At 36.1% G+C, this 25,799-nt stretch carries 25 protein-coding genes; 10 read left to right on the top strand and 15 right to left on the bottom strand.

Annotated elements, in window-relative coordinates; genetic code table 11:
• Positions 1-227 precede the first annotated feature (227 nt).
• Both tnpA and ACK4HO_RS08315 read left to right on the top strand, forming a co-directional pair.
• On the top strand, positions 228-692 hold the full coding sequence (gene tnpA, locus ACK4HO_RS08320) for an IS200/IS605 family transposase (protein WP_409664806.1): 465 nt from the start codon (positions 228-230) through the stop codon (positions 690-692).
• Positions 693-790: 98 nt separating this feature from the next.
• Positions 791-2,848, top strand: a complete 2,058-nt coding sequence (locus ACK4HO_RS08315) for a hypothetical protein (RefSeq protein WP_409664805.1) — start codon at positions 791-793, stop codon at positions 2,846-2,848.
• Between the two features lie 3 nt (positions 2,849-2,851).
• Here ACK4HO_RS08315 and ACK4HO_RS08310 read toward each other — a convergent pair whose 3' ends face one another.
• The 7 genes from ACK4HO_RS08310 to ACK4HO_RS08280 all read right to left on the bottom strand — a co-directional run bounded on the left by ACK4HO_RS08310 (position 2,852) and on the right by ACK4HO_RS08280 (position 11,469).
• Positions 2,852-5,344 (bottom strand): multicopper oxidase domain-containing protein, encoded by a 2,493-nt coding sequence (locus ACK4HO_RS08310; RefSeq protein ID WP_409664803.1) that lies wholly within the window; start codon positions 5,342-5,344, stop codon positions 2,852-2,854.
• Positions 5,345-5,347: 3 nt separating this feature from the next.
• A complete protein-coding gene (locus tag ACK4HO_RS08305; protein ID WP_409664801.1) occupies positions 5,348-7,882 on the bottom strand; it encodes a heavy metal translocating P-type ATPase in 2,535 nt (844 codons plus the stop codon).
• Positions 7,883-7,959: 77 nt separating this feature from the next.
• The gene (locus ACK4HO_RS08300; protein ID WP_409664799.1) at positions 7,960-8,520 is read right to left on the bottom strand and encodes an AraC family transcriptional regulator; all 561 of its coding nucleotides are present in this window, start codon (positions 8,518-8,520) and stop codon (positions 7,960-7,962) included.
• A gap of 90 nt (positions 8,521-8,610) precedes the next feature.
• Positions 8,611-8,889: a heavy metal-binding domain-containing protein gene (locus ACK4HO_RS08295; RefSeq protein ID WP_409664797.1), complete on the bottom strand. Its 279-nt coding sequence runs from the start codon at positions 8,887-8,889 to the stop codon at positions 8,611-8,613.
• 102 nt (positions 8,890-8,991) lie between these two features.
• A complete protein-coding gene (locus tag ACK4HO_RS08290; protein WP_409664795.1) occupies positions 8,992-9,372 on the bottom strand; it encodes a DUF2809 domain-containing protein in 381 nt (126 codons plus the stop codon).
• A gap of 3 nt (positions 9,373-9,375) precedes the next feature.
• Positions 9,376-10,107, bottom strand: coding sequence for a YoaK family protein (locus ACK4HO_RS08285; RefSeq protein ID WP_409664793.1), 732 nt, complete (start codon positions 10,105-10,107; stop codon positions 9,376-9,378).
• Positions 10,108-10,152: 45 nt separating this feature from the next.
• Positions 10,153-11,469, bottom strand: coding sequence for a serine hydrolase domain-containing protein (locus ACK4HO_RS08280; RefSeq protein WP_409664791.1), 1,317 nt, complete (start codon positions 11,467-11,469; stop codon positions 10,153-10,155).
• A gap of 146 nt (positions 11,470-11,615) precedes the next feature.
• On the opposite strand from ACK4HO_RS08280, the gene ACK4HO_RS08275 reads away from it, so the two are divergent.
• Positions 11,616-13,235, top strand: a complete 1,620-nt coding sequence (locus ACK4HO_RS08275) for a hypothetical protein (protein WP_409664789.1) — start codon at positions 11,616-11,618, stop codon at positions 13,233-13,235.
• Between the two features lie 42 nt (positions 13,236-13,277).
• Here the strand turns inward: ACK4HO_RS08275 and ACK4HO_RS08270 are convergent, their stop codons facing one another.
• Positions 13,278-15,371, bottom strand: coding sequence for an LTA synthase family protein (locus ACK4HO_RS08270; protein WP_409664787.1), 2,094 nt, complete (start codon positions 15,369-15,371; stop codon positions 13,278-13,280).
• Positions 15,372-15,544: 173 nt separating this feature from the next.
• Between ACK4HO_RS08270 and ACK4HO_RS08265 the strand changes: the two genes are divergently transcribed.
• The 4 genes from ACK4HO_RS08265 to ACK4HO_RS08250 are packed head-to-tail and all read left to right on the top strand — an operon-like array spanning position 15,545 to position 18,615.
• Entirely contained in the window at positions 15,545-15,979 is a 435-nt protein-coding gene (locus ACK4HO_RS08265) for a thioredoxin family protein (protein ID WP_409664785.1), read from the top strand.
• A gap of 2 nt (positions 15,980-15,981) precedes the next feature.
• Entirely contained in the window at positions 15,982-16,971 is a 990-nt protein-coding gene (locus tag ACK4HO_RS08260) for an FAD:protein FMN transferase (protein WP_409664783.1), read from the top strand.
• Positions 16,964-17,173, top strand: coding sequence for a DUF4266 domain-containing protein (locus ACK4HO_RS08255; protein WP_409664781.1), 210 nt, complete (start codon positions 16,964-16,966; stop codon positions 17,171-17,173). Before ACK4HO_RS08260 ends, ACK4HO_RS08255 begins: the two co-directional genes overlap by 8 nt.
• 8 nt (positions 17,174-17,181) lie before the next feature.
• Positions 17,182-18,615, top strand: a complete 1,434-nt coding sequence (locus tag ACK4HO_RS08250) for a DUF3570 domain-containing protein (protein ID WP_409664779.1) — start codon at positions 17,182-17,184, stop codon at positions 18,613-18,615.
• Positions 18,616-18,725: 110 nt separating this feature from the next.
• Here ACK4HO_RS08250 and ACK4HO_RS08245 read toward each other — a convergent pair whose 3' ends face one another.
• The 7 genes from ACK4HO_RS08245 to ACK4HO_RS08215 all read right to left on the bottom strand — a co-directional run bounded on the left by ACK4HO_RS08245 (position 18,726) and on the right by ACK4HO_RS08215 (position 22,333).
• The gene (locus ACK4HO_RS08245) at positions 18,726-19,061 is read right to left on the bottom strand and encodes a GIY-YIG nuclease family protein (RefSeq protein WP_409664777.1); all 336 of its coding nucleotides are present in this window, start codon (positions 19,059-19,061) and stop codon (positions 18,726-18,728) included.
• 226 nt (positions 19,062-19,287) lie between these two features.
• Positions 19,288-19,488, bottom strand: a complete 201-nt coding sequence (locus tag ACK4HO_RS08240) for a hypothetical protein (protein ID WP_409664776.1) — start codon at positions 19,486-19,488, stop codon at positions 19,288-19,290.
• Positions 19,489-19,517: 29 nt separating this feature from the next.
• Entirely contained in the window at positions 19,518-20,039 is a 522-nt protein-coding gene (locus ACK4HO_RS08235) for a hypothetical protein (RefSeq protein WP_409664774.1), read from the bottom strand.
• A complete protein-coding gene (locus ACK4HO_RS08230) occupies positions 20,036-20,338 on the bottom strand; it encodes an SdpI family protein (protein ID WP_409664772.1) in 303 nt (100 codons plus the stop codon). Before ACK4HO_RS08230 ends, ACK4HO_RS08235 begins: the two co-directional genes overlap by 4 nt.
• A gap of 68 nt (positions 20,339-20,406) precedes the next feature.
• The gene (locus ACK4HO_RS08225; RefSeq protein WP_409664771.1) at positions 20,407-20,838 is read right to left on the bottom strand and encodes a hypothetical protein; all 432 of its coding nucleotides are present in this window, start codon (positions 20,836-20,838) and stop codon (positions 20,407-20,409) included.
• A 158-nt stretch (positions 20,839-20,996) separates the two neighbouring features.
• Complete coding sequence (locus ACK4HO_RS08220) at positions 20,997-21,695, bottom strand: hypothetical protein (protein ID WP_409664769.1); 699 nt, start codon at positions 21,693-21,695, stop codon at positions 20,997-20,999.
• 137 nt (positions 21,696-21,832) lie between these two features.
• The gene (locus ACK4HO_RS08215) at positions 21,833-22,333 is read right to left on the bottom strand and encodes a hypothetical protein (RefSeq protein ID WP_409664767.1); all 501 of its coding nucleotides are present in this window, start codon (positions 22,331-22,333) and stop codon (positions 21,833-21,835) included.
• Between the two features lie 547 nt (positions 22,334-22,880).
• Between ACK4HO_RS08215 and ACK4HO_RS08210 the strand changes: the two genes are divergently transcribed.
• From ACK4HO_RS08210 to ACK4HO_RS08200, 3 genes are all read left to right on the top strand, one after another.
• Complete coding sequence (locus ACK4HO_RS08210; protein ID WP_409664766.1) at positions 22,881-23,549, top strand: response regulator transcription factor; 669 nt, start codon at positions 22,881-22,883, stop codon at positions 23,547-23,549.
• Positions 23,550-23,666: 117 nt separating this feature from the next.
• Complete coding sequence (locus tag ACK4HO_RS08205; RefSeq protein WP_409664764.1) at positions 23,667-25,049, top strand: sensor histidine kinase; 1,383 nt, start codon at positions 23,667-23,669, stop codon at positions 25,047-25,049.
• A gap of 75 nt (positions 25,050-25,124) precedes the next feature.
• Positions 25,125-25,622 (top strand): DUF2231 domain-containing protein, encoded by a 498-nt coding sequence (locus ACK4HO_RS08200; RefSeq protein ID WP_409664763.1) that lies wholly within the window; start codon positions 25,125-25,127, stop codon positions 25,620-25,622.
• Positions 25,623-25,799 lie beyond the last annotated feature (177 nt).

Here is a 25,799-nt window from a genome sequence, read left to right as displayed (position 1 = left end):
AATCATTCTACAAACAGTCGGCTCCTACGGAGCGATAATTGTCTAGAAAATTAAACGTCTATTACTTTTGTTAGTGATTTATAATTATATATAATGTTTTTCCAATGCTCCATAGTAGCATACTATTTATTTAATATAAATTGTCTTTCCATTGCTCCGTAGGAGCATACTATTTGTAGAAAAATCGTTAAACCATTAATAAAGCTCCATCGGAGCGACCTATTAAAATGCCAAACACCTACACACAATTATACATACAAATTGTTTTTGCGGTTAAAGGAAGGCAAAATTTAATTCAGGAAAATAATAGGGTAGAATTACAAAAATTTATTACTGGAATAGTTCAAAATAGAGAACAAAAGCTTTTGTCAATTTTTGCAATGCCAGACCATGTGCATATATTGGTTGGATTGAAACCAAATATGTCCCTATCAGATTTAGTGAGAGATATTAAAGCGGGTTCGTCTAAATTTATCAATGATAGCAAATGGATTAACGGAAAATTCAATTGGCAGGAAGGATATGGTGCATTCTCATATTCCAAAAGCCAAATTGATACGGTTGTTAATTATATAACAAATCAGAGAGAACACCACAAAACAAAAACATTTAAGGAAGAATACACAGATTTTTTGCATAAATTTGAAATTGAATATGATGAAAGATTTTTATTCGAATGGATAGAAGATTGATAGTTCGCTCCTACGGAGCTGATATTTGCAACCTTTGATATGCTACAGATAGTTAGCTCCTATGGAGCTTTATTTATTTTAACAACTATAAAAATATAATGAACACCACAACAATCTTGTTATTACTTGTATCAATACTAATTGCTGCCGGCGTTTCATTTTACCAATATTTATACACCCGAGCGCAAGGCGCGAACTGGCGAAGCAAAGTCAAAAGCAGGTCTAAAGTGACTTTACTTTTGGCTTTTTTGCGTTTCTTTTCAGTTTTTGGATTGTTGCTTTTGTTGATTAATCCAATTATTACTCGAAAAACAATTGAAACTGTAAAAACGCCTTTGCCTATAGTGATTGACAATTCTGCTTCGATGGTGGATTTGAAGTCGGATAAGCAAGCGCTGGAATTGTTTGAGAAACTTAAAGACAATTCGGCTTTAAATGATAAGTTTGAAGTGCAGACGTATCAGTTCGATGAAGACTTTTTACCTTCGGATACGATTGATTTTAAAGGAACACAATCGAATATAGATGTCGTAGCGAAGAGCTTGAAGAATATCTATAAAAACCAAACGTTCCCAACGATTCTAATCTCTGACGGAAACCAGACTTCGGGTGAAGATTATGTCTTTGGGTTTAACCCAAATAATAAAGTATATCCTTTGGTAGTAGGCGACACGACGACTTATTTGGATTTGAGAGTTACCCAATTGAATGTCAATAAATATGCTTTCCATAAGAACAAATATCCGGTGGAAGTTTTCTTGAATTATTCGGGAACCAAAAGTATCAATGCTTCTTTTAAAATTTCCCAAGGGAATTCGGTTTTAAATGAGCAAACGGTTGCTTTTTCGCCTTCAAAAAAGTCAGCCACTTTGAATGTTTTATTACCGGCGAATAATGTTGGATTGCAAATTCTGAAAGCCACAATTTCTTCTAAAGAGCAAGAGAAAAACACTTATAACAACACCAAGAATTTCGCTGTTGAAGTGATAGATCAAAAGACGGAAGTCGCCTTGATTTCAGATATGGCGCATCCTGATTTAGGAGCAATCAAACGCGCTATCGAAACTAATGCCCAACGAAAAGTAACCATTCTTAAACCTAATCAAGTCAGTAGTTTAGAGAATTATAATATTTTAATTCTTTACCAACCAACGGTTGCTTTTAAATCGGTTTTCGAAAAGAATGCCAATGCCAAAATCAACACTTGGATAATCACCGGAAACGATACTGATTTCAACTTTTTAAACCAAAACCAAAGTCAGTTTACTTTTAAAATGAGTTCGCAGAAGGAAGATTATTTGGCTTCGTATGATTCTCAGTTTAATTTGTTTGCGCTGGATAATATTGGTTTTGAACAATTTCCGCCATTAGAAAATCCATTTGGAACGATTACCGCAAAAGGAAACACGAATACTTTATTATCTTCAACCATTCGAAATATTGCCACCAATCAACCTTTGTTGACGTTTAACGAAGAACAAGGCAAACGTTCGGCTTATTTATTCGGAGAAAACATTTGGAAATGGCGTTCGGATAATTATTTGGCCAAAAAAGACTTTGTCGATTTCGATATTTTCTTGGATAAGACCATTCAGTATTTAGCTTCCAATAATGCCAGAAAGTCTTTGGTAGTGAACCACGAGCGTTTTTACAATTCAGGCGAAGGCATTGAAATTACAGCACAGTATTTCAATAAAAACTACGAATTAGACGAAAAAGCTCGATTAACCATTGCGGTAACCAATACCAAAACCAAGCAAGTTAAAAACTACGATTTACTAAGAACCACGAATGCTTTCCAAGTGAATTTAGACGGATTAGCGGCAGGAAACTACAACTTTACCGTGAAAGAATTGAATTCCAATTCCTCTTACAGTAGCGGATTTGAAGTTTTAGATTTTGATATCGAAAAGCAATTCGTCAATCCGGATTGGAATAAATTGAACCAATTGGCTACGCAAACCCAAGGCAAAGCTTATTTGCCAAACCAAGTCGATGCCTTAATCAAACAATTGTCAGAAGACGAAAGTTATAAAGCCATTCAGAAAACCATCGTCAAGAAATCGCTTTTGGTGGATTGGGTTTGGTTATTGGTTTTGTTGGCACTTTCGTTAGCTTCGGAATGGTTTATTAGAAAGTATAACGGTTTGTTGTAATGCTTAATAATTCAAATTCACACCAAAACCTAATCCCATATCACTGTCATAATGGGTTGTTGCACCAAGGTTTTTAGTCAAAATATAGCGGAATCCCGCCATGTATTCTTTATCGGTATTCCACATTAAATTCATCCGTAATCTTTTTGAAAGCGGAATATCCATTCGTTCAAATTGCAATCTAAAATTACCATCAGTAAACACTTCAGCCTGTGCTTTTACCAGCATTGGCATAGTATATTCGATACCGGCGCTAAAAACAGAACGCTCGTCTTTGGTGCTTTTTTGATTGAAAAGATTCCTTTCTATTTCACCATGCATTTTTCGGTAACGCCAATCAAAGCCGATAAAAGGCATCCACCATTGCATTTTGCCTAAGTATCTGCCAATATGGGTTTCGGTTTCATACCCATGTTTACCGCCGTAACCCAATCGCCATTCTGTGCCGATACTCCAACGCGTATTGCCAATCATCAACATTCCGTCATTTCCATTAGTGGCAAAATCATTTTCGGCCATGATATGAAATTGTCTATCGTCGGCAAATAATTTTCGTTGGGCTAATTTTAGATTCGGTATCAACGGATTTGGTGCTTGGTTTTCATAACTAAAAACGCGCCCCATGCCGGCCATCATGTGATAAAGGATATGACAATGGAAAAACCAATCGCCTTCTACGTTGGCTTCAAACTCAATCGTATCTGTTTCCATCGGCATAATGTCGATGATATTTTTTAACGGTGCATAATCACCTTGACCGTTGATTGCCCTAAAATCATGTCCGTGTAAATGCATCGGATGGCGCATCATCGAACCGTTGTACATGGTAATACGAACGATTTCGCCTTTCTTAATCAAGATTTTATCGGTTTCCGAAACTACTTTATTGTCCATACTCCAAACGTAGCGGTTCATATTGCCCGATAATTCAAAGCGTAGTTCTTTGACCGGTGCGTCACTAGGCAAGTTGGTTTTAGTGGGCGATTTTAGCATTGCATAATTAAGCGTAACTATTTTTTGAGGTTTTGCATCACCGTGATTGTGGTGACTCATGTCAGTTTCCTCGGTTGGCATCGAAGCGCCAGTAATTTCAGGATACATAACCGAGTTCATGTCCATCGTATTCATAGACATTTTCATACCCATATCATCTAAATCGCCATTCATTTTCATCATTTCGTTCATCATCTTCATGCCTTCAAAATACTTCAATTTGGGTAAGGGCGTTGCTAGGTGTTTTGTTCCGTTGCCCAAGAATAATGAAGTCGATTTGGTTCTGTCTTCCGGAGTAACTAAAAACTCATAAGCGATATTATCTTCCGGAATCGTAACAATGACGTCATACGTTTCAGAAACGGCTATAAGCAATCTATCCACTTCTACGGGTTCAACATCGTTACCATCGCTGGCAACTACTGTGATTTTTCCACCGGAATAGTTTAGCCAAAAATAGGAGGAAGCACCACCATTGGAAATCCTTAGGCGTACTTTATCACCTGCTTTGAATTGCGAAAATTGATTCTCAGTTTTACCATTGATTAAGAATTTATCATAATAAACATCGCTTACATCCATCGCGTTCATGCGTTTCCATTCGTTGGTTACTTTCGTTAAAAAATGTCCGTTTTTGATGGCTTCAGCATAACTTTGTGTAGTTCCTTTTTTGATAGCAAACCAATCGGTCGCATTGTGCAACATTCTGTGCACGTTTTCGGGTTTCATATCGGTCCATTCGCTCAGAATGACAGGAATTGTGGGTAAATCATCAATACCTTTTCTGAAAGTTGGATCTTCATTTCTTTTATTCATAACAAACGAACCATACATGCCAATTTGTTCTTGTAAACCGGAATGACTGTGGTACCAATGGGTTCCGTGTTGAATGATAGGAAAAGTGTATTTGTGTGTTGTTCCCGGTTCGATAGGCATCTGTGTCAAATTAGGAACACCATCTTCTTTATTGGGTAAAAACAAGCCGTGCCAATGCAAGGAAGTGCTTTCTTTTAATTCATTATGCACATATATTTCAGCAGTATCACCTTGGGTGAAAGTTAATGTTGGCATTGGTATTTGTCCGTTTACCGCAATCGCTCTTTTGGGTTTACCGGTAAAGTTGACAATTGTATCGCGCACATATAAATCATAACGTATAGTTTTGGGTGGATCGTTTTTTAGCACGACAATGGGTTGCTTTGGCTCAATAACTTCAACTTCTTTTACAGTTGTAACGGTGTCTTGAATAATTTCTCTAGCAACTACAGGAACTATTTTCTTAACAGGTGTGGTTATAGGTTTAGGAACAGGTTTTTTCTTGGTTGGCTGAGGCTTTGCTTTAATTAATTTCATACCACAAATAGGGCAATTACCTGGTTTGGTAACACGAACTTGAGGATCCATTACACAAGTATAAATGGTTTGTGGCATTTCTTTTTTAGTTTGTGCATGGGCGATTGAAACCATGAATAACAATAGGAGTATTTGTATCAACTTTTTCATAATTTATAATTTTAGACTTCGCAAGCGCAAAGCATTGGCAATTACAGAAACAGAACTAAAACTCATTGCCAGTGCTGCAATCATTGGCGATAATAAAATTCCAAAATAGGGATACAGTACTCCGGCCGCGATTGGAATCCCTAATACATTATAGAAAAAGGCAAAAAATAAATTTTGTCTGATGTTTTTCATCACAGCGTGACTTAAATCTTTGGCTTTAACGATTCCTTGTAAATCGCCTTTAACTAAAGTAATTTTTGCGCTTTCAATCGCTACATCAGTTCCTGTTCCCATTGCAATTCCCACATTGGCTTGCGCTAATGCCGGTGCATCATTGATGCCATCGCCTGCCATCGCTACAATTTTTCCTTCGGCTTGGAGGCGTTTTATTTCTTTAAGTTTGTCTTCGGGTAAACAGCCTGCTTTGAAAGAAGTGAGGTGCAGTTCATCGGCTACGGCTTTTGCAGTATTTTGATTATCTCCCGTTAACATAATTACCGATACTCCTTTACTAATTAGCGATGTAATAGCAGCAACACTTGAAGATTTTATAGCATCTGAAATTGAAACATAACTAATTGCAACCTTATCTACAGCGATATAGGAAACGGTTTTGCCTAATTTTTGTTCCGCCACCACTTTGGTTTCCAAATCTTCGGAAATACTTGCTTGCATTTGTTCCATTAATTTTCTATTGCCTAAAACCACTTTTGTACCGCCGACACTTCCTACAACGCCTTTTCCTATGATGGCCTCAAAATCTCTGACTTCAATCAAGGTAACCGATTTTTCTTTTGCGTAATTGACAATCGCTTGCGCCAATGGATGTTCGCTATATTGATTTAAGGAAGCAATATATTGCAACACTTCATTTTCGTTATTATTGGAAGCATATATTTTTTCCACCGATGGTTTTCCTTCCGTAATAGTTCCGGTTTTATCAGTGATTAAAACATCCACTTTATCCATATTTTCCAGAGCTTCTGCATTTTTAATCAATACACCTGATTCCGCACCTTTACCAACGCCTACCATTACCGACATTGGTGTCGCCAAACCCAAAGCACACGGACAAGCAATAATTAAGACTGCAATGGCATTGATAAATCCGTAAACCAGTGCAGGTTCTGGACCGAATTTGGCCCAAATAAAAAATGTAATTACAGCAACAATAACCACAATCGGAACAAAATACTTGGCAATACTATCGGCTAGTTTCTGAATCGGTGCTCGGGAACGACTGGCATCATTGACCATTTTAACTATTTGAGAGAGTAACGTGTCTGAGCCTACTTTTTCTGCTACCATAACAAACGTTTTGTTGCCGTTGATTGTTCCTGCGATTACTGGATCATCTATTGTTTTATCTACAGGAATAGGTTCGCCGGTAATCATGGCTTCATCAATACTACTTTCGCCATCTGTTATTTTTCCGTCAACCGGAATTTTATCGCCCGGTTTCACCCGTAATAAATCTCCTTTTTTAATATCATGAATGGAAATGACTTTGTCTGAACCATCAATAATTAGTGTGGCTTCTGTTGGGGCCAATTTGAGTAAGGCTTTAATGGCACTATTGGTTTGACTATGCGCTCGAGCTTCTAATAATTGTCCCAATAAAACTAAAGTCAGAATCACCGTCGTTGCCTCAAAATAGAGATGGATTGTTCCATGCTCGGTTTTAAATTCGGCCGGAAATATATCCGGAAAAAACATTCCGAAAAGACTAAATAAAAAAGCAGCACCGGTTCCGATTCCGATTAAGGTAAACATGTTTAAATTCCAAGTAATGATAGATTTCCAAGCTCTGATAAAAAATATCCAGCCACTATAAAAAACTACCGGAAGCGTTAGTAGCAATTGCACCCAATTCCATTTTGCGACACTCATTATTTGCAGTAAAGGATTATTGTGTGACATTTCGATCATGGCAATGGCAAAAATCGGAACGGTGAAAAGCACGGCGATTTTCATTTTGTGGAGTAAATCAAGATACGTCTTTTGGTCTTCGTCATCTTTCGGTTCCATGGGAATTAAATCCATTCCGCAAATGGGGCAGGAACCCGGATGCTCTTGAATAACTTCAGGATGCATCGGGCAAGTGTAGCTTGTTTTGGCAACTGCTAAATCAGGAGCTTTTACTAAATCCATCCCACAAACCGGACAATCGCCGGGTTTGTCGTAGACTTTATCGCCTTCACAATGCATCGGGCAATAGTATTTTCCGGCAGCATTTTTTGGAACTTGAGAAGCTTTGTTATCAGTGTGAGTAGGAACAGAGCAACATGATTTTGCTATTGGAGCATGGGTGATTTCCTTTTGGTGACTACCATTATCCATTGCTATAGTGTAGTTTCCAACGGCAGTTAAGACTTCTTGTAATTTTTCAGTTGAAATATGATTTTCCATAGTGATTGTCGCCACTGGTGGATTAAGAGTAACGACTGCTTGAATCCCATCAATCGTATTCAGTGTTTTTTCAACTTTGCTGCGACAGCCATCGCAAGTCATTCCGGTAATGTTATAGGTATGTATCATAATTATAGTATTTGAATACAAATTTCCGTTATAACCATTTTGGGGATTTGCACAATTTTGGGGATGATTTGCAAGATTTACAAATCTTCTATTTGCTTTCTTTTGATGAGCTTTAAGTTTTTGAAATAAGTAGGTGAGTAGCCGGTTATTTTTTTGAATTGGTTACTCAAATGCGAAACACTGCTGTAATTGAGCGAATAAGCAATTTCACTCAGGGAAAGTTCATCATAAATAATGAGCTCTTTTATCTTCTCAATTTTTTGATGGATAAAATATTTCTCGATGGTGGTGTTTTCTACCTCTGAAAAAAGATTGCTTAGCGTGTTGTAATCCTGATTGAGGTTTTGAGACAAATAATGGGATAGATTGCTTTTTAAATCGTTGTTTTTGTTTTGGACCAAATCAATGATGAGTGTTTTGATACGGTCTATAGTTTTGCTCTTTTTATCATCGATAATTTCAAAGCCCAAGGGTTTAAGTGCTTTTGATAAAGCTGATTTTTGGGTTTCACTGATTTCGCTCTTTAACTCAACTTCTCCCAAATCAATAGCTAAGGTTTCAATTCCAACAGTTTCAAAAACGGATTTTACTACCATTTTACATCGACTGCAGACCATATTTTTGATGTAAATTTTCATCCTTATTGTTTTAGCTATACAAAGATAAACCAACTTTAAAATAATCGCATTTCAAAGTTGGTTTAAATAATAAGGTTACACAACAAACACTTACTGAACTGGTTCCGTCAATTTCATGCCGCATTTTGGACACTCATCATCCAAATCACCTTGTTCTTCCGGGTGCATTGGACAGGCATATAGAGAGGAAACCGCTTGTTGGGTTTCTGTTCGAACTGTATCTGTTACAATTGATATAGTGTCATTGTTTTTAAATTCTGTTTCAACACTATTAAGTTCTGCATCATCCACAGAATCTTCTTTGCTTTTTTGGTTACAAGATGCCAAAACAAAAGTAATAGCGATTGCCGAAAGAAATATTTTTTTCATAATTAATACTTTAAATTTATAAAACTTTTAAAGTATAAAAATAAGCAATGCTGATCAGAATATATTTTACTATTTAGACTAATCATTGTAAAATTCACACTTTTAAAGCTTTTTTTTTCTATTAAAAATCTTCTCAAAAACAATCACTAAAACAATTCCGGCCATGTATGCCAGAATATCTTCCCAAGAAAAAGAAGTGCCAATTACGGTTTTGGCCATTTTGTTGTTTTCTAATCCTAATTTTTCCACTATTGCTAAATATTGCAGTGTTTCAATACTGAAGGCAAACAGTAAAACTGCAATTGCTGCTTTGATTACTGATACTTTTAAAAATGATTTTACAAAGCAGTAAATTAAAATCACGACCAAAACATCACCCAAATAAGGTCGGACAAAGTTATCGTGAACAAATAATGCGATACCAACTTCAATAAAAAAAAGCAAAATGGTCAGTAGAAAGTAGTTTCTGTTGAAATGCAGCATAAATTATAATTCAAATGATTTTCTAGTAATTTCAAAAAACTTTAATCGAAGATAATCATAAAACAGCGCTATGACTAATATGAATGAGGCAATCAATAAGGTTTTTATTTGCCAATACCCATAAGCAAATCCACCCAAAACACAGCCGATGAAGAAGAACGAAATGATGGATAATCTCAGGTAAATGTTGGTTTTTAACTTCGTTTGCTGTTCGGGTTTTTTGTAAAAGAACAATTGGGAAAGTTCGATACCCAAATCGGTAAACAAACCGGTTAAGTGCGTAGTTCTAACGGTCGACTGTGATACTTTGGTTACCAATGAATTTTGAATACCCATCGCAAAAAGCAATAGGAAAGCTTCAATTTTTCCGTGGGTGTCATAAATACTCGAAGTCCCGAAAAACAAGCCAACACCAGTAAGTATAACAATTTCTAACGCGATAGGAACCACATGGGCCAATCTTGGTCGTTTTTGTAAAACAATTTCGACTATAGTATTTGCGGTAAACGAACCCAATAAAAAGCACAAAGTAAAGACCAAAAAAGTAATGGCTATTGCATAATCTTTGCGCATGATCTCTTCGGCAAAGTATGCAAAATGTCCCGTGACGTTTGTGGTAAGGGTTTTTAAAGCCAAAACGCCTGTGATATTCACAATACCGGCAACCAATGACAATAATGCCGCTAATCGCAGGTTGTGCAGAAAGGTTCGGGCTTTGCCTTGGTGTCTAAACATAATTAAAAGTAACTATAAATTTGGGTTCAGACCATTAGTATCAATTTAAATCTTTCTAAAAATATAACTTTTACCACCTTGAAGCAAGGTCATTTGTTGGTTGGCTAAATCAAATTTCATTTTGATTCCGGCTGCTAAAAATTCAAAAGTATCAGCCTTAGTAGCGTCTAAAGGAAATTCACCTTGACCAGTTGCTTGAGCGAAGAGTTTATCGGCTTTTCTGGTAACTTTGATAGTCATCGCCAATTCTTCACTGGCAAAATTGCCAAGGTATTTGTCTAATTCTTCTTCGGTTAAGGCAATCGTTTTAAAAGAAGGCATTTCAAAAGGCACAGCATAGTAAGTACTTAATAAGGCAATCATAATTTGATTGTTGTCAAAATTATTGCCGTTAGAAGTTAAGGCGACCGATACATTACTGTCGGGAAAGTAACCCAATGATGAACTAAAACCATCGATTCCACCGGTATGACCAAATCCTTTTCTTTTATCAAACGGAAGTTGAAAAATGCCCATTCCATAATTGTCTTTGATAGTGGTCATTTGGTGTAAACTCTTTTTGGAAATAATCTTTCCGGCAAATAAACTTTCGATAAAAATGTTTAAATCAGTTGGGTTGGAAACTACAGCGCCGGCACCAAGCGGAATTGAAGGATCGGTTTCTTTTTCAGTGTCCCAATTTTCAGTGTATGTAAAAGAGTAACATTCATTTTTTCCTAAATTGATTCTGTTGCCTAAATAAGTATTTTTCAAACCAAGTGGATTGGTAATCTTTTCGGTCAAAATTTCTCCGTATGATTTTTTATAAATTTTTTCCAAGATATAACTCAACAAAATGTAATTGGAATTACTGTAATCCGCTTTGCTGTCGGGTTCAAAATCGCTTTTGGTTTTGGCTATAATGGCTACCATTTCTGCTTCTGTTTTGGGCTTGGTGTAATACGTCCAATAATCACCACTATTGGTTATGTTATAAATACCGCTTCGGTGGTTCAACAAGTTAGAAATGGTTATTTTCTTAGCATTGGGCACCGATGGAAAATAAGCTTCTATAGTTTGGTCTAATGCTATTTTTTTTTCTTCTACCGCTTTAAAAATCATAGCGGAAGTAAACATTTTAGAGATAGAACCAATTCGGTATTTGGTTGCATTTGTTGCTCTTCTTTTGCTATACATATCGGTTACTCCAACGGATTTACTGTATAAAATTTTTCCGCCTTCGCTAATGGCAACACTTCCCATAAATTTGTTGTTGCTTTCTAAAAGCGTAAACAAACTGTCTAATTTGGCGTAATTGTTTTGGGCGAAAGTAGTTACGGTAAAAAGTAAAAAAAGCAGGGCAACTGAAATTCTTCTGGTCATGATAGTAAAGGTTTATTTGTGTTGTAAAAGTATTGAAAAAGACTATAAGAATTAGAATTGGGGCAAAATATCATTTCAAATTCCGTTAAACAAACAGGTTCAATCAATTAAAAATTCGCCTATATTTGGCAAAAATTAAAACAATCATGAAAAAATTACTCTTAGCATTTTTTATGCTATTCGGTTTAACAGTAATGGCGCAGTCTACAGATTTAGATCCATTTGATATTAATTATTCTTATGTAGCGTTACCGGCCAAACCAATTTTAGAAAAAAAGAACCGAACGTATTCTTTTGTAACCAATATTGACCGCAACTTGCAATACAGCAAATCAAAATTCTTTATTGAGAATCAAGTTACCATTTCGGGGTTTGAAAAGAAAGAAAAGAACGGTTACTTGAGCGTAGAGGTCGTGTTGCAAAATCCGGCAATTACCAAAAAAGACATCACCAACAGAATGAGTTCTTCCAAAGATAAAAACGGAAGAGTGACCAATAAATACTTTTACACGGTTAATTATTCTTATTCCCAAGACGGAAACGCCAAAGTAGTCAGCAGTGATGGAAAAGTGAATAAAATAATCAACTTCACCGCTCAAAAAACCGCCAAGAGTCAAGAGTACGAAAGCTATACTCAAGCAGAGAGTTTTCAATACGGTATTTACAATTTGATTCGAAACAACTTTACAACCGAAGTGGTAAATACCTTAAACAACGAACTAAATGATGAATTCGGTTATCCGGTGAAGTCGGGCACGGATAAATTATGGATATTGGCCAATAAAAAGCACCCGGAACAATTGGCTGAATACAATGCGTATTTGACTGTGAAAAATGCTTTCGACAGAATGAATTTTGCCGAACCAACCGCTGATATTGAAACCGAAGTAAAAGACGCGATTGCTTATTTCGAATCGTTGCCAAACAAATATGCCGAAGACGAAAAAGCACACCGTAAAATCAGATACAGCGCTTATTTTAACTTGGCTAAAATCTACAGTTTGTTAGACAAACCTGCTAAGTCGAATGAGTATTGCCAAAAACTAATTGCCAATGACTATGATAAATTTGATGGGGAATCGATGTTGAAAACAAATAATGAAATGCTTACCCTTTTCAAAGCCAATCAAATCGCCAATCGCCATTTTAGCGTGGAAACCAAAAACTTTGTCTTTGAAGAAAAGCAACCGGTTTATTCCAACAATACTTCAAGTGCGCCTGCCAGCGATGCACCTTACAGCATAGAAACTGACCAAAATTATATCTTAGCTTACATGCTTACCATTAAGAAAGATACTATTGCAGGATATATGCACAAAAGCAGATCTATGAATCTAAGCGAAGCGGTTACGGTAACGGTTAAAGATTTCCAAGGTAAATTCTCTGAGCGCAATTTCAAAGCGAATGAGGTTTCTCGCTTGATTTTGAGCAATGGAGAAGAATATGCTACAGTAGCTTTCCGTGTATCTGTTGATAATGGCGGTATGACTATGGCTTCTGCAACTAAAAAGTTTGCCAAAGAAATGTATGTTGGCAAAAAAATAAGTGTTTACCAATATTTCAACGGTGAAATCATTCTCAAAATGAACAGTGAGTCCGAAGGAAAATCAAATGCTTCCGCAGGTTGGATGCTCGGTCCGAAAAAGCGATTTGAAGAAATGGCCAAAGGCTGTCCTTCAGTCTTAGAAAGGGTTGAAAAAAAGGAATTCAAAAACAATCTCGAAAGTATCCTGTCCTTTGCAGAAGCGCTCGAAGCTTGTAAATAAATAAAAAAAAAGTCTCTCATTCGAGGGACTTTTTTTTTGAGGTTATTTGTTGAGTTTCTTATGCTTTAATAAATAGGCGGAACTTTGATAGTAGGCAATCGTTTCTTTTACTAAATCTTCTCTCAAAGCAGTCATCGGTTTTTCTTCAAAGTGTGTTTGAAATTCCTGTTTTATCTGTGGCTTGACTTGTGGAATTAACTGAAATTGTTTTACTTTTTTTACCGGAGAAATAACCGTGAGCACATTGTCTTTTATCATGCCTAAATCCTGATAAGTCGCCACAAAAGCTCTTGGCTGATAGTTTTTATCAAAGACATCTTGTCCGAAAAACTTACTCTCGTAACTAAAATTTAGCAAACCAAACAGCGTTGGCATAACATCAATTTGCGACATCAAAGTTTTCACATGTTTAGGCGCTATAAATCCCGGAGCATAAACCATCGCCGGAATTCGGTATTTGTCTAGAGGTAGTTCAGTTTTTCCTGAACTTGAAGCACAATGATCGGCTAAGATGACAAACACGGTATTCTTGAACCAAGGTTGCTCTTCGGCCATTTTAAAGAATTGCTTCAAAGCATAGTCAGTATACTTTACGCCACCGTTTCTCGACTTAGCGGTTCCCGAAATATCAATCTTCCCTTCTGGATAAGTAAATGGGCGATGGTTACTTACCGTCATGATGTGGTTAAAGAAAGGTTTGTTTTGTTGGGCTTCACGGTTCATCTCCTTGATGGCTTTTTGATACATGTCTTCATCACATACGCCCCAAATATTAGCAAACGTTATCTCTTCGGGTAAAAAGTTGTTTTTATCAATGATGTCATAGCCGTTTCCACCAAAAAAATCACCCATATTGTCAAAGAAAGCATCGCCGCCATACATATACTTTACGGCATATCCCTTTTGTTTGAATAGATTACCTGTCGAATATTTGTTTTTATTATCTACTCGTTTCACCACGCTTTCCGCAGCACTTGGTGGCAAACATAAAGTCACGGCTTCCAATCCGCGAACGGTTCTGTTGCCTACTGCATATAGGTTTGTGAATTGTAAACTCTTATCCGCCAAAGCATCCAAGAAAGGCGTGATGTGCTTTTCATTGCCATATTCGGTCATAAAATCTTCGCTCAGACTTTCAATTGTTATCAGCACCACATTTTTATGAAGTTCGGTCGAATCACTTGTAATGGTTCGCAAAGTGCTTCCGCCATTTGTTCCGGCTAATTGCTTTTGTAACAAGACAAATGCTTCGTCGTTGGGTATGGTTTTATAAAACTTATCAAAAGCCAACTCATTGTTCATGAAAGCTGTGTAGAATTTGTATATACCATTAGCTTCGAGTTCATTTACATAAACATTACTATTATTTCCCTGCTTGGCAATTATTGGAACAGCAAATAGCGACAATGTCAATAACAAAGCATAAGTACCTAACCCTAATATTTTATCTCTAAAAGTTGGTAAGTAGTTCAAAAAAGGTTGGGAACGTTTTACAATGAGGTAAGTGATTATTCCGGTTATCAATCCAACGCCTGTAAATAAAGGAATCACAGGATAAGATTCCATGATATTGCCAATTACAGTATTGGTGTAAACCAAATAATCTACAGCAATAAAATTATAGCGAACGCCAAATTCATTCCAAAAGAAATACTCACTGATAGCGTTTTGAACAATCACCAATACAAAGATGAAAATAGCTATCGAAAACAGTATCAATCTCAATGTTTTTTGGTATTTCGGTAAAAACAATAACAAGCCAAACAGTAATGTTTTTAAAGCAATGAAACTGATACCTATTTCAGGTAACGAACCACCGTATTCATTGAGTATAGTATTGAAAAAGGAAACATATAATATCAATAAAACCAATCCACCAAAAATAAAATATCCCCAAGGTTTGTAATACTTCTTATTGGATAAAAACAACAAATAAAGCCATAAAAATGAGCTACCTATTACATACACCAATAGATCTGAAAATAAACCAAGAACAAATATCTTAACGACTTCCATTAAACTAAAACTTGATTGTGTAATAGGGTGGAAGAGCAGAACCAATCGGAGGATGAAATTGGTGATGATGAATAGAAATAACAAACTAATAACTGGAGAGTACTTTTTGAAATAATTCATTTAGAGATACAATTAATATTACTAGAACAAATCACGAGTACAATACCCTATAGCAAGATTATTAAGATTAGCTTAAGAAAAAAGTTCTTGTTAAAATGGCACAATTAAATTATAATTTTACCCAACGAGGTAGGGTAAATGAATCCTAACTTTCTTTATATAAAAATTCAATCATGAAACGCCTTTTTCTATTCGCCCTTGTATTAATAACTACCAATACTTTTGCTCAAAACTGGACCACTAATATCGAAGAGGCCAAAGCCACCGCAGCCAAAGAAAACAAAAACATCCTCTTAGTATTTTCCGGCTCCGATTGGTGTGCACCTTGTATCAAATTAGACAAAAACGTTTGGCAATCAACGGAATTTAAAACTTATGCCGACGAAAAGTTTGTGTTATTACGCGCTGATTTCCCTAAAAAGAAAGCCAATGTATTACCCGAAGAACTTAAGAAAGCCAATTTGGCATTAGCCGAAAAATACAATAAAGATGGCTTTTTCCCATTGGTTGTCGTATTAGATGCCAACGGAAAAGTAGTCGCCCGAAAAGGGTATGAAAACCAAACTGCCGAAAAATATATCGCCGAACTACAAGCCCTTATCAAATAAACATGAACCGATTACTTTTAATAGTATTTCTTACCGTTGGTTTTAGCGCCAATGCCCAACTGATTCACAAACGAAAAGTGAGTTTGCTGGGCAGTCCGTTTGAAATAACGGTGGTGGCCAAAGACACAGTGCAAGCCAATCAATATGAAGACATGGCTATAGCCGAAGTCAAACGCATAGAGAATTTAATTTCCGATTGGATTCCCACTACACCATTGTCACAAATCAATCAAAATGCCGGAAAACAAGCAGTTAAAGTGCCCACCGAATTAATCGAATTGATTGAGCGTTCCATAAAAATCTCAAAACTTACCGATGGTGCGTTCGACATCAGTTATGCTTCTCTGGATAAGATATGGAAATTTGACGGCAGCATGAAAGAAATGCCTACGCCGGAAGCCATCAAAAAATCAGTAGAAAGAGTAGGGTATGAAAATATCCTTATCGACAAAGAAAAACAAACCGTATTCTTAAAACTCGAAGGCATGAAACTCGGCATGGGCGGCATAGGTCAGGGCTATATCGCTGATAAAGTTAAAGCCTTATTGCTTTCCAAAGGTTGTGTCGCCGGCTTGGTCAATATTTCCGGAGACATAAGTACTTGGGGCAGACAGCCTAATGGAGAACAATGGAAAGTAGGGATTAAAAACCCAATGAACAAAAACAAAATATTTGCTACTTTCCCTTTAGAAGATACGGCGGTAGAAACTTCGGGCAGTTATGAAAAATATGTCACCTTCAATGGCAAACGCTATTCGCATATCATTGACACGCGTACCGGTTATCCTGCTACGGGTTTAATTAGCGTGAGTGTATTTGCCAAAACCACCGAACTTGCTGATGCCTTAGCCACAGGCGTATTCGTAATGGGCAAAGACGCAGGAATGAATTTGGTCAACCAATTACCGGGCGTAGGCTGCATTATGGTGGATGAAGAAGGTAAAATAACGACCTCAAAAAATATCGATATAAAAAAATACCAACATGACTAAAATATTTGGATTACTTACACTGATTGTTTTCATGTCTTCTTGCACTACAGTGAAAGAATATGAAAAAGAATATATCAACGACACCGAAATGAAGTTGTCTGCCAAAACTGCCGAACGCTATGAAGTAACCTTTCAGGTTTACAGAGAAGCCGCTGCCGGTGCCAATGGCGGAAAAACAGGCGGAGGTTGTGGTTGTAATTAAAAAATAAAATGAAAAAATACATTTTCTTATTAGCCCTATTAGGCGGTTACCGTTCTTTTGCTCAGGAAAAAGACAGTACCGCTGTTTTCAAAAAACGAGTTCTCGACGCTACCGAAGTTGATTTCTTAATCAGTTATTACAAACAGGACGGTGTTCACTCTGCTGTTTCGGGCGGAATGGGTTCGGAGAAACTAACCGATCTAGCTTCAAACATTGTAATTAGCATTCCGATGAATGCCGATGACATTCTAACCGTTGACGCCGGTTTATCAGCTTACACTTCAGCTTCTTCCAGTAATATTAATCCATTTAACGGTAGCGGTGCTTCAGGCGGTGATGACGATGACGACGATGATGACAAAGCCGGTTCACCTTATGGAACACCATGGCTAGCTTCTTCGGGCGCTTCAGCTCAAGATGCTTTGACGAGTGTAACCATCAATTACAGTCATAGCTCCGACAGCAGAAACTTTATTTGGAATGCCGATGTGTCGTTTTCCAATGAGTATGATTATACTTCTATAGGTTTTGGCGGTGGTATTGCCCAATTGTTCAATGAAAAGAATACCGAGTTAAGTTTGAAAGCCAATGTTTATCTAGACCAATGGCGACCGATATTACCAACAGAATTACATGAGTACGACCGCTATGGCACTGGTTTCTTAAACAACGGGTATTTTAGCGGCGTAACGGTTTATGACCAAAACGGAGTGTCGACTACCGGTTATTTGCCTTCTCAGTTTGAAGATATCAAATCAGTGAATCGAAACTCTTATTCGTTGTCGTTTGCCTTTTCGCAAATATTGACCAAAAAACTACAGGCTTCCCTTTTCTTTGATGTGTTGCAACAACAAGGATTGCTATCAACACCTTATCACCGCATCTATTTTGCCGATAAATCCAATTATTATATTGGGCAAAGCCAATACATTCCGGTGTATGAAACACCTGAAAATGTGGGTGTTTATCGCTTAGCCGATGACATCGAGCGTTTGCCGGATACGCGTTTCAAATTGCCGATAGGCGCAAGAATGAATTACTACATCAACGAAACATTTAAACTGCGGACTTACTATCGTTTTTATACCGATGATTGGGGCATCCAAGCACATACAGCCAATATTGAAGTGCCGATTAAGTTGAATGATCACTTCACCGTTTACCCAATGTATCGCTATTACACCCAAACAGAATCGAAATATTTTGCCCCGTTTGAAGCGCATGTGTCTACTGAAAAGTATTATACGTCAGATTATGATTTGTCAACGTTCAACGCCAGCCAGTACGGAGTAGGAGCGACTTACCTTGACATCTTTACCAAAGCACACATTTGGAAATTTGGTCTGAAGAATATCGATTTCCGCTTCAACCACTACCAACGTAGCGATACTTTAAGCGCCGATATCGTTTCGATGGGCTTTAAGTTTGTGATGGACAAGTAGGGAGTTTTGTGACAAAGAAGTTTTTGGTTCACTTTGTCATACTGACGAAGGAAGTATCACATCCCTTTTTTTCATGTTAATTGTTTATCTCCGTTCTCAAAATGAGAATATTACTGATTCATAAATCTATCATTCAAAAACTCAAATTGAGGATTAAAATTTTTTATTAAATCTAATTTCTTTTCTCTTCTCCAACCTTTAATTTCCTTTTCTCTGGCAATTGCTTGTTGTACCCACGTAAATTTTTCATAATAAACTAAAAACTCAATGTTGTATTTAGAGGCAAAGGTTTTAATACCTTTTTCAATATTCTCTTTGTGCTGTTTTAATCTCACACCAAGATTGTTGGTCATTCCAATGTAATATGTTGAGCGGTATTTATTGGTAATGATGTAGACATAATAAGAATGATAACCCTCATTATATTCAATCATTGTGTTGTTCATTTTACTTAAGTTTTATTGCTTTAGTTGTTATGTGTTCCCTCCGTTGTCGGGATGACAAGGTTTACGAGTGTATTTGTCATACTGACGAAGGAAGTATCTCATTTTGTTGGATTTTATTTATATGTTCCCTCCGTTGTAGGTATGAGAAGATTTCCACGAGTATTTGTCATACTGACGAAGGAAGTATCTCATTATCTTTATTGGTTTTGTAATGGACAAGTAAGGGTTAGGAGTTAGGGTTTTGCTTTTTGGCAATATTCCTAAGCGATACGAAACCCAAAACGACAATCACAGCGGCACAAACCATAATAATGATATGATTGGTATTGTCTTTTTGATTGTCGAGTTTTAGCATATAATTGCCGAATACCAGTAATCCGCCCAAAATCATAAAGATGGAAGCATTCTTCTTAGATTTATTTTCCATAGGTTTTTTTTATTTGTTTTAAATAGGGATTACTTTTTACCCATACTTTTTAAAGTCAGGTTGTGATTTCTCGCTGCGGCATCTTTGTGTATGTAGCTGTACTCACAATAAGGTTGCCCGTTTTTAAGCGGCTTGTTTTGGTATTCTATGACCGATACAAAAATGGTCTCATCTTCTGTTTGGTAGGTTTTTATTACTATGCCTTCTTCAACACCAATTAACTTGTTTTGGTCTATTTTTTCTTCTTTCAAAGCTTTAAATATTTCTTTCAGTTCGGCTGTGTTTGTGGCTTCATTGCTGGAGAATTTTACTTCACATATTTTCCCTTTTTCGGTGGTTACATTTAAATCGGAAACAGCACCAATCTCCTCTGAAACCTCAAAACGATTGAGGAAAAATTCATCATCCATCACTTTTGTAAAAGAAGAGGCAATAGCCAAAGAAGAGAATTCTGTACCGATACTCAAGTCGCCTAATCCTTTAAATTCGGTTTTAGTTTCAACACAGGAAATACTAAGTAGGCCAAGGGCTAATAAAAGTGCTTTTTTCATAATTGTGTTTTTAACTTTCTTTCAATTGAATAGTAAATAAATATTTGTCCGATAACCAAAATAGATAAAACTATAATACCCGCGTCGTATTGAAAGTAATGAAGTATTACTGATAAAAACAGTAAAAAAGAGTACAGTAAAATCAAATAGTTTGCGGCATATTGGTTAGCCAGTTTCCAATGTGCTTCACTGTTTTTGGCACTTCCTAATTGATAGCCATAATAAAAGTTGGGCTTCTTAGGCGGAAAGATTTTAATGAGAATGGCAAAGACTAAGAGAATGATTATTATTATGTTCATGTTTTTTTGTTGTTACTTATTAATAAACCCAAGCTACGCATTTGTTGCAAACTGCTGTTAGTGGTAGTTTATGGTAAATTATTAATTTGATAAAACTTAAACTCTTCATTTCCTCTATCACCATTTATCAAACTTTTGTATTTAAGTTTAAGTACGCCTTCTTTAGTAATTTTTCCTTTATACTCAACAATACCAACCTTACTAACTGTTGAAAAAGCAATTTGATTTCCATTAATTCTGTATTCGCCAACATTCAGATATTCAATCTCTTTATTGTCAATATAAAACCAACTGCTTACTTCAACCCCATCACCTTGGCAATCGGTCGGAATGCTTATCACTTTTCCATTAGGATAGAATCTTAAATATTGTTTATCGCCTTCAATATCATCTTCAAATGAACACTGTGTTACATACAAACCATCAAATCTAACAGATTTAGTCTCGGGTTGTTTTACTGACAAAAGTGGTAGCAATAAAATTAGAAATATTGACTTCATGATTTTTAGATGATAGTGGTTTAAATTACCGCTAACGTGCCGCTGCTTGCAACAACTGCGATGATTTATTCAAATATAAAACTCCTTTTTGAATTTTCGAAGAAAATTCGGTGGACAAACCAAGCCACACAGATGTTGCAAACTGCTACTACAAGTCGTTATTTATTTGATTTTACCCAAAGATTATACTCATTAATCAATTCTATAATTTGCTTTTCTTTTGCAATTGGTTTTGAATTAAATAAATTATCAAGTTTAACAGCTATGTCCTCGTTTCCATAAAGATATAGTTTTAATACTTCATAAACTGCTGTATTTAATGTTAAACCATGATTAAAATCAAATAATTTAATATTGGATTCCTTAGTGATGGGTTCTAATTTTGAATCATATATTGCGATATAATAAAACCGCTTTTCACTAGGAGCAAAATATCCCGCTTGACCTGCTGTACCTGTGCCGCCTAGTATTTCAACTTCGCAAAATAATTTAACTTTACCTTGGGTTAATCTTTGAATAAATTTGTACTGTTTATCATTTTTATATTGCTCTAAATAGAAATTTTCATTTCTCTGATAATCATATCTATCCGGAGCTTTGCGTTCTTTTTTTTCGACCGGTATGCGTTCATAATACTCGTTTTTATTGACTGTATAATAACTAATTATCTCGTCTACTTGATATTTTTTCTTGTTGCCGGCAACCTTTGTTTTTACTCCAAAGTCGGTTACAGTTACCTTATCAACATAAATAGTATCTTGAGCTGTAGTGACAATAAAATCAGAGGTTTGAGCACCACAATAGGAGCAAAACAATAGTGCTAATAAAGTTATTTTGTATATTTTTTTTTCTTTCATAATGTTTGCTTACGTCTTGCAGCTTGTAACTGCTGTCATGATTTATTACTGATGATTCTAAATATGAAACTCCTTTTTGAATTTTCGAAGAAAATTCGGAGCAAGCCCAAGTGCGCAGTAGTTACAAACTGCTGTTATCACTGACTTTTACCTATTACAACAACTTTATGAGTAACTCTTTTCTCATCTTCAATTTCTCTCACGATTTTAGTACCTTCTTTATTTTTCTTATCTAAATCAATTACAACATAATCATTAATAATTCCATCAATATAAAAAATACCTGGCTTATTAAATTGAATATTCTCTATATCTATTTCTCTGTTGTTTGATGCTCCAAATGTGTCACTAAAGATTTGTTTTAAGTGTTTCTCATCATAATTTGGATTTTGTGTGATCGTCATAAAAAATAGTACGTAGCGATTTTTCTTTTTATCATCAAAAGTTGTAGTGACTGTGTCTAAAGAACTTTGATATTTTATGACTCCGTTGTACGGTTTGTTTACTATTACAGTATCTGGAAATTGAACTTTGTATTTTATTCTCTCTTGTGTGTGTTTTTTTGTTTCAATAGCATCTTTCTTTTTACAAGAGAATATGACTAAACTAACAAATAATAATATAACTCTTCCGTACATAAATTTTCAAGTTTAACTTCTCTATTACTTTCCGACAGCAGTCAGCACCAACTCTCCTATAAGTATAACTCTTATCAGTAGATTAATACCAAACTTACAAAATTCCCAACCACCATCCAATCCCCATCAATAGGGAATTATAGTGAAGTTATTAACATAATTTTCCTATAAATGTACTTTTAAACTCTAATGTTTATAAACCTGCTAAGCCGTATTAAAGCCGTAGTAAAGCCGTAGTAAAGCCGTAGTAAAGCCGTAGTAAAGCCATAGTAAAGTCATAGTAAAGCCATAGGTAAGTTATGGTAAGCCATGGTAAAGTTGTTCATGATACTTTTAAAAGCTACTACTCCCAATCAAAGCCCAATCAAAGACCTATTAAAGCCCAATCAAAGTGCAGTAAATGATTAGTTGTCTTTTCTCCGTGAATCTCAGTGCTTCTTTGTGCATCTCTGTGTAACATCATCCAAATTAATTTTCCCTTAAAAACAAAACCTTCACTATCGCCAAAACATAAAAAGCAGTACATTAGCACTACAAACCCAATGATATGAAACACATTCTAATAGTAGAGGACGAAGAAGGCATAGTGCAGTTCCTCAAGCAAGGTTTAGAAGAAGAAGGTTATCAAGTTAGTGCAGCCAACAATGGAAAAGCAGGATTAGAGCTTTTTGAAAACACCAAGTTTGATTTAGTGTTATTAGACTGGATGTTACCCAAAATGACCGGCTTAGAAATATGCAAAGCCATAAGAGTGCAAAACACCAAAATCCCCGTTATATTCCTAACCGCCAAAGACACTGTGCAAGAAACCGTTGAAGGTCTCAAAGCCGGCGCCAATGATTACATCAAAAAACCGTTTAGCTTTGACGAACTCGTAGAACGCATCAAAGTGCAACTTAGAGACAAGGTCGAGAGTGATGTCTTAACCCTTGGACCGGTTGAAATAAACTTGCAAAAACACCAAGTTACAGTCGATAAAAAAGAGGTGTCACTTACCCAAAAAGAGTTTGATTTGCTACACTATTTGGTTAAAAACAAAGGAACAGTTTGCTCCAGAACACAAATCATTCAAGACGTGTGGGATATCCATTTTGAATACGACACCGGTGTAATTGATGTATTCATGAATGCCATCAGAAAAAAACTAAACCTAAAGGTAGAGGAGGATTACATCAAAACCATTCGTGGGGTTGGTTATATCGCTAATGATGAGTAATTAGAGCATAGATTAGCACTGATTAATCCGTGTAAATCAGTAAAATCTGTGTAATCTGTGGCTAATTTTTTCAGAAGCTTAAATAAAATGTACTATTAAATATTTTTGACCCATTAAATGCAACAGTTTTCTTTTAAAAACAGAATCGCTTCCAATTATATTATCACCACTGCCTTATTGATTTTGGTGGTGTTCTTTGTGATTTATTCCATAGTTAGATTCAGTGTCTACATCAGGGTTAACAACGAAATCAAAACCGAAGTTGCCAAACATCTAAAGGAAATAGAAGTCATAGAAAACTGTGTACTCCTAATCGAAGAAGAAGAATGGAAAACCAGTCAGTTCAATAAAGTAGAAGTCAGTCCGGCTTTCATACAGTTTGTTGACGAATTGGGCGCTATGGTAGAGAAATCGCCCAACCTGAAGCAAAAACAACTAACCTACAAGCCCAAGGCACCGGTAAACGAATTGTTTGACACCAAGCTCGAAAACATTGCTGTTCGCCAAATACAAGTACCGCTTTACCAAGGGACTAAAATCATCGGGTATTTAATTGTAGCCATGTCACTAGAAGATTCGGCTATGGTTTTACACAACTTGTTTGTCATCTTGTTAGTGGCTTATCCCATCATCTTAATCATTTTATTCCTCATCGCCCGATTCATCGCCGGTAGAAGCATAAAACCAATTAGTGCTATCATAGAAACTTCTAATATTATCACCAAAGACAATCTAAAATCGAGGATTCCGCTACCACTCAATCGTGACGAGTTATTCACACTTTCCCAAACCATCAATAACCTGCTCGATAGGGTAGAAAATGCCATTGAACGTGAAAAGCAATTTACTTCTGATGCCTCACACGAACTCAGAACGCCATTAGCTGTAATTAAAGGAACTTTAGAAGTATTAGTGCGCAAACCCCGTAATCCTGAGGAGTATAAAGAAAAGATTGATTTCTGTGTAAGCGAAGTAAATCGACTAAACCATTTGGTAGATGAGCTACTTTTATTAGCCCGATTCGAAAACCAAAAACAGACTTTAAAGATTGAAAGGGTTTCGCTAAACGGGTTATTTTTGGATGTCATTTCCAGAAATACCACCATTATTGCAGAGAAGAAAATCAAGTGCATTGCTAATTTCGACAAAGAGTATTATGTCAATACCGATTCGTATTTGCTTTGTATTATTGTCAATAATATTTTGACGAATGCCGTGAAGTATTCTAAACCTAATGACACCATTACCTTTGATATTTTAGAAAGCGATAGCCAATTAATTTGTTCCATTTCCGATCAGGGAATTGGGATAGCGGAAGAAGATTTGCAAAAGATATTTGACCAATTCTATCGCTCTAAATCAAACGAACATCCTGAAATTAAAGGCACCGGCTTAGGATTGTCTATCGTAAAAAGATTGTCATTATTACTGCAAATAGATTTGCAAATTGAAAGCAAAGAAAACAAAGGCACCAAAGTAATTTTGGGCTTTACTAAGTGATAAAACAGTTGATATTTATCATATTTTGACTAAGAAATTAATAGTATTTTTGAAACCAATTAAACCACTAAATCCATGAACGACGCACACTTACACTTATTAGTTAACCATTTTCCAATCATCGGGACGATTTTTGGATTGGGAATTTTAATCGCCGGTATTGTCTTAAAAAATAATACCGTGAAGAACACCGCCTTTGTATTGCTGATGGTTTCGGCTGTTTTTGGTTTTGCGGCCATGTCAACCGGCGAAGGCGCAGAAGAATTGGTGGAAGACATGCCTAGTGTTGGCAAAAAAATCATTCACGAACACGAAGAATTAGCCGAGAAGTTTATTTTGGTACTCTATGTAACCGGCGCTTTTGCTTTGTTATCATTAATTGCCAATCTTAAAAAACACTCCAAAGCCAACCTATTTACCTGGATTACTTTATTGTTAACCATAGTGACCGCAGTTTTGGTAAAAGAAGTAGGCACCTCAGGTGGTGAAGTTCGCCACACCGAAATCAGAGCCAATGGTGGCAATACCGAAATAGCAGCTCCTGAAACCGGAGGAGAACAAGAAGAAGATTAGTTATTTTTTTATCTTATAAACCCAAACCTAACAGTCATTTCTGTTAGGTTTTTTTATTTTAAAGTGAAATAAATTAAGATATTTCAATAAAAAATACGCATTATCGATTATCTGCTAATTTTTGAAAAAGGCTTTGTAATCCAACCCCAATAAAGTATATTTACGTTCTATGTAAAA

Source organism: Flavobacterium sp., assembly GCF_046296355.1.
GTDB lineage: Bacteria > Bacteroidota > Bacteroidia > Flavobacteriales > Flavobacteriaceae > Flavobacterium.
This window is presented reverse-complemented; position numbering and strand designations above follow the sequence as displayed.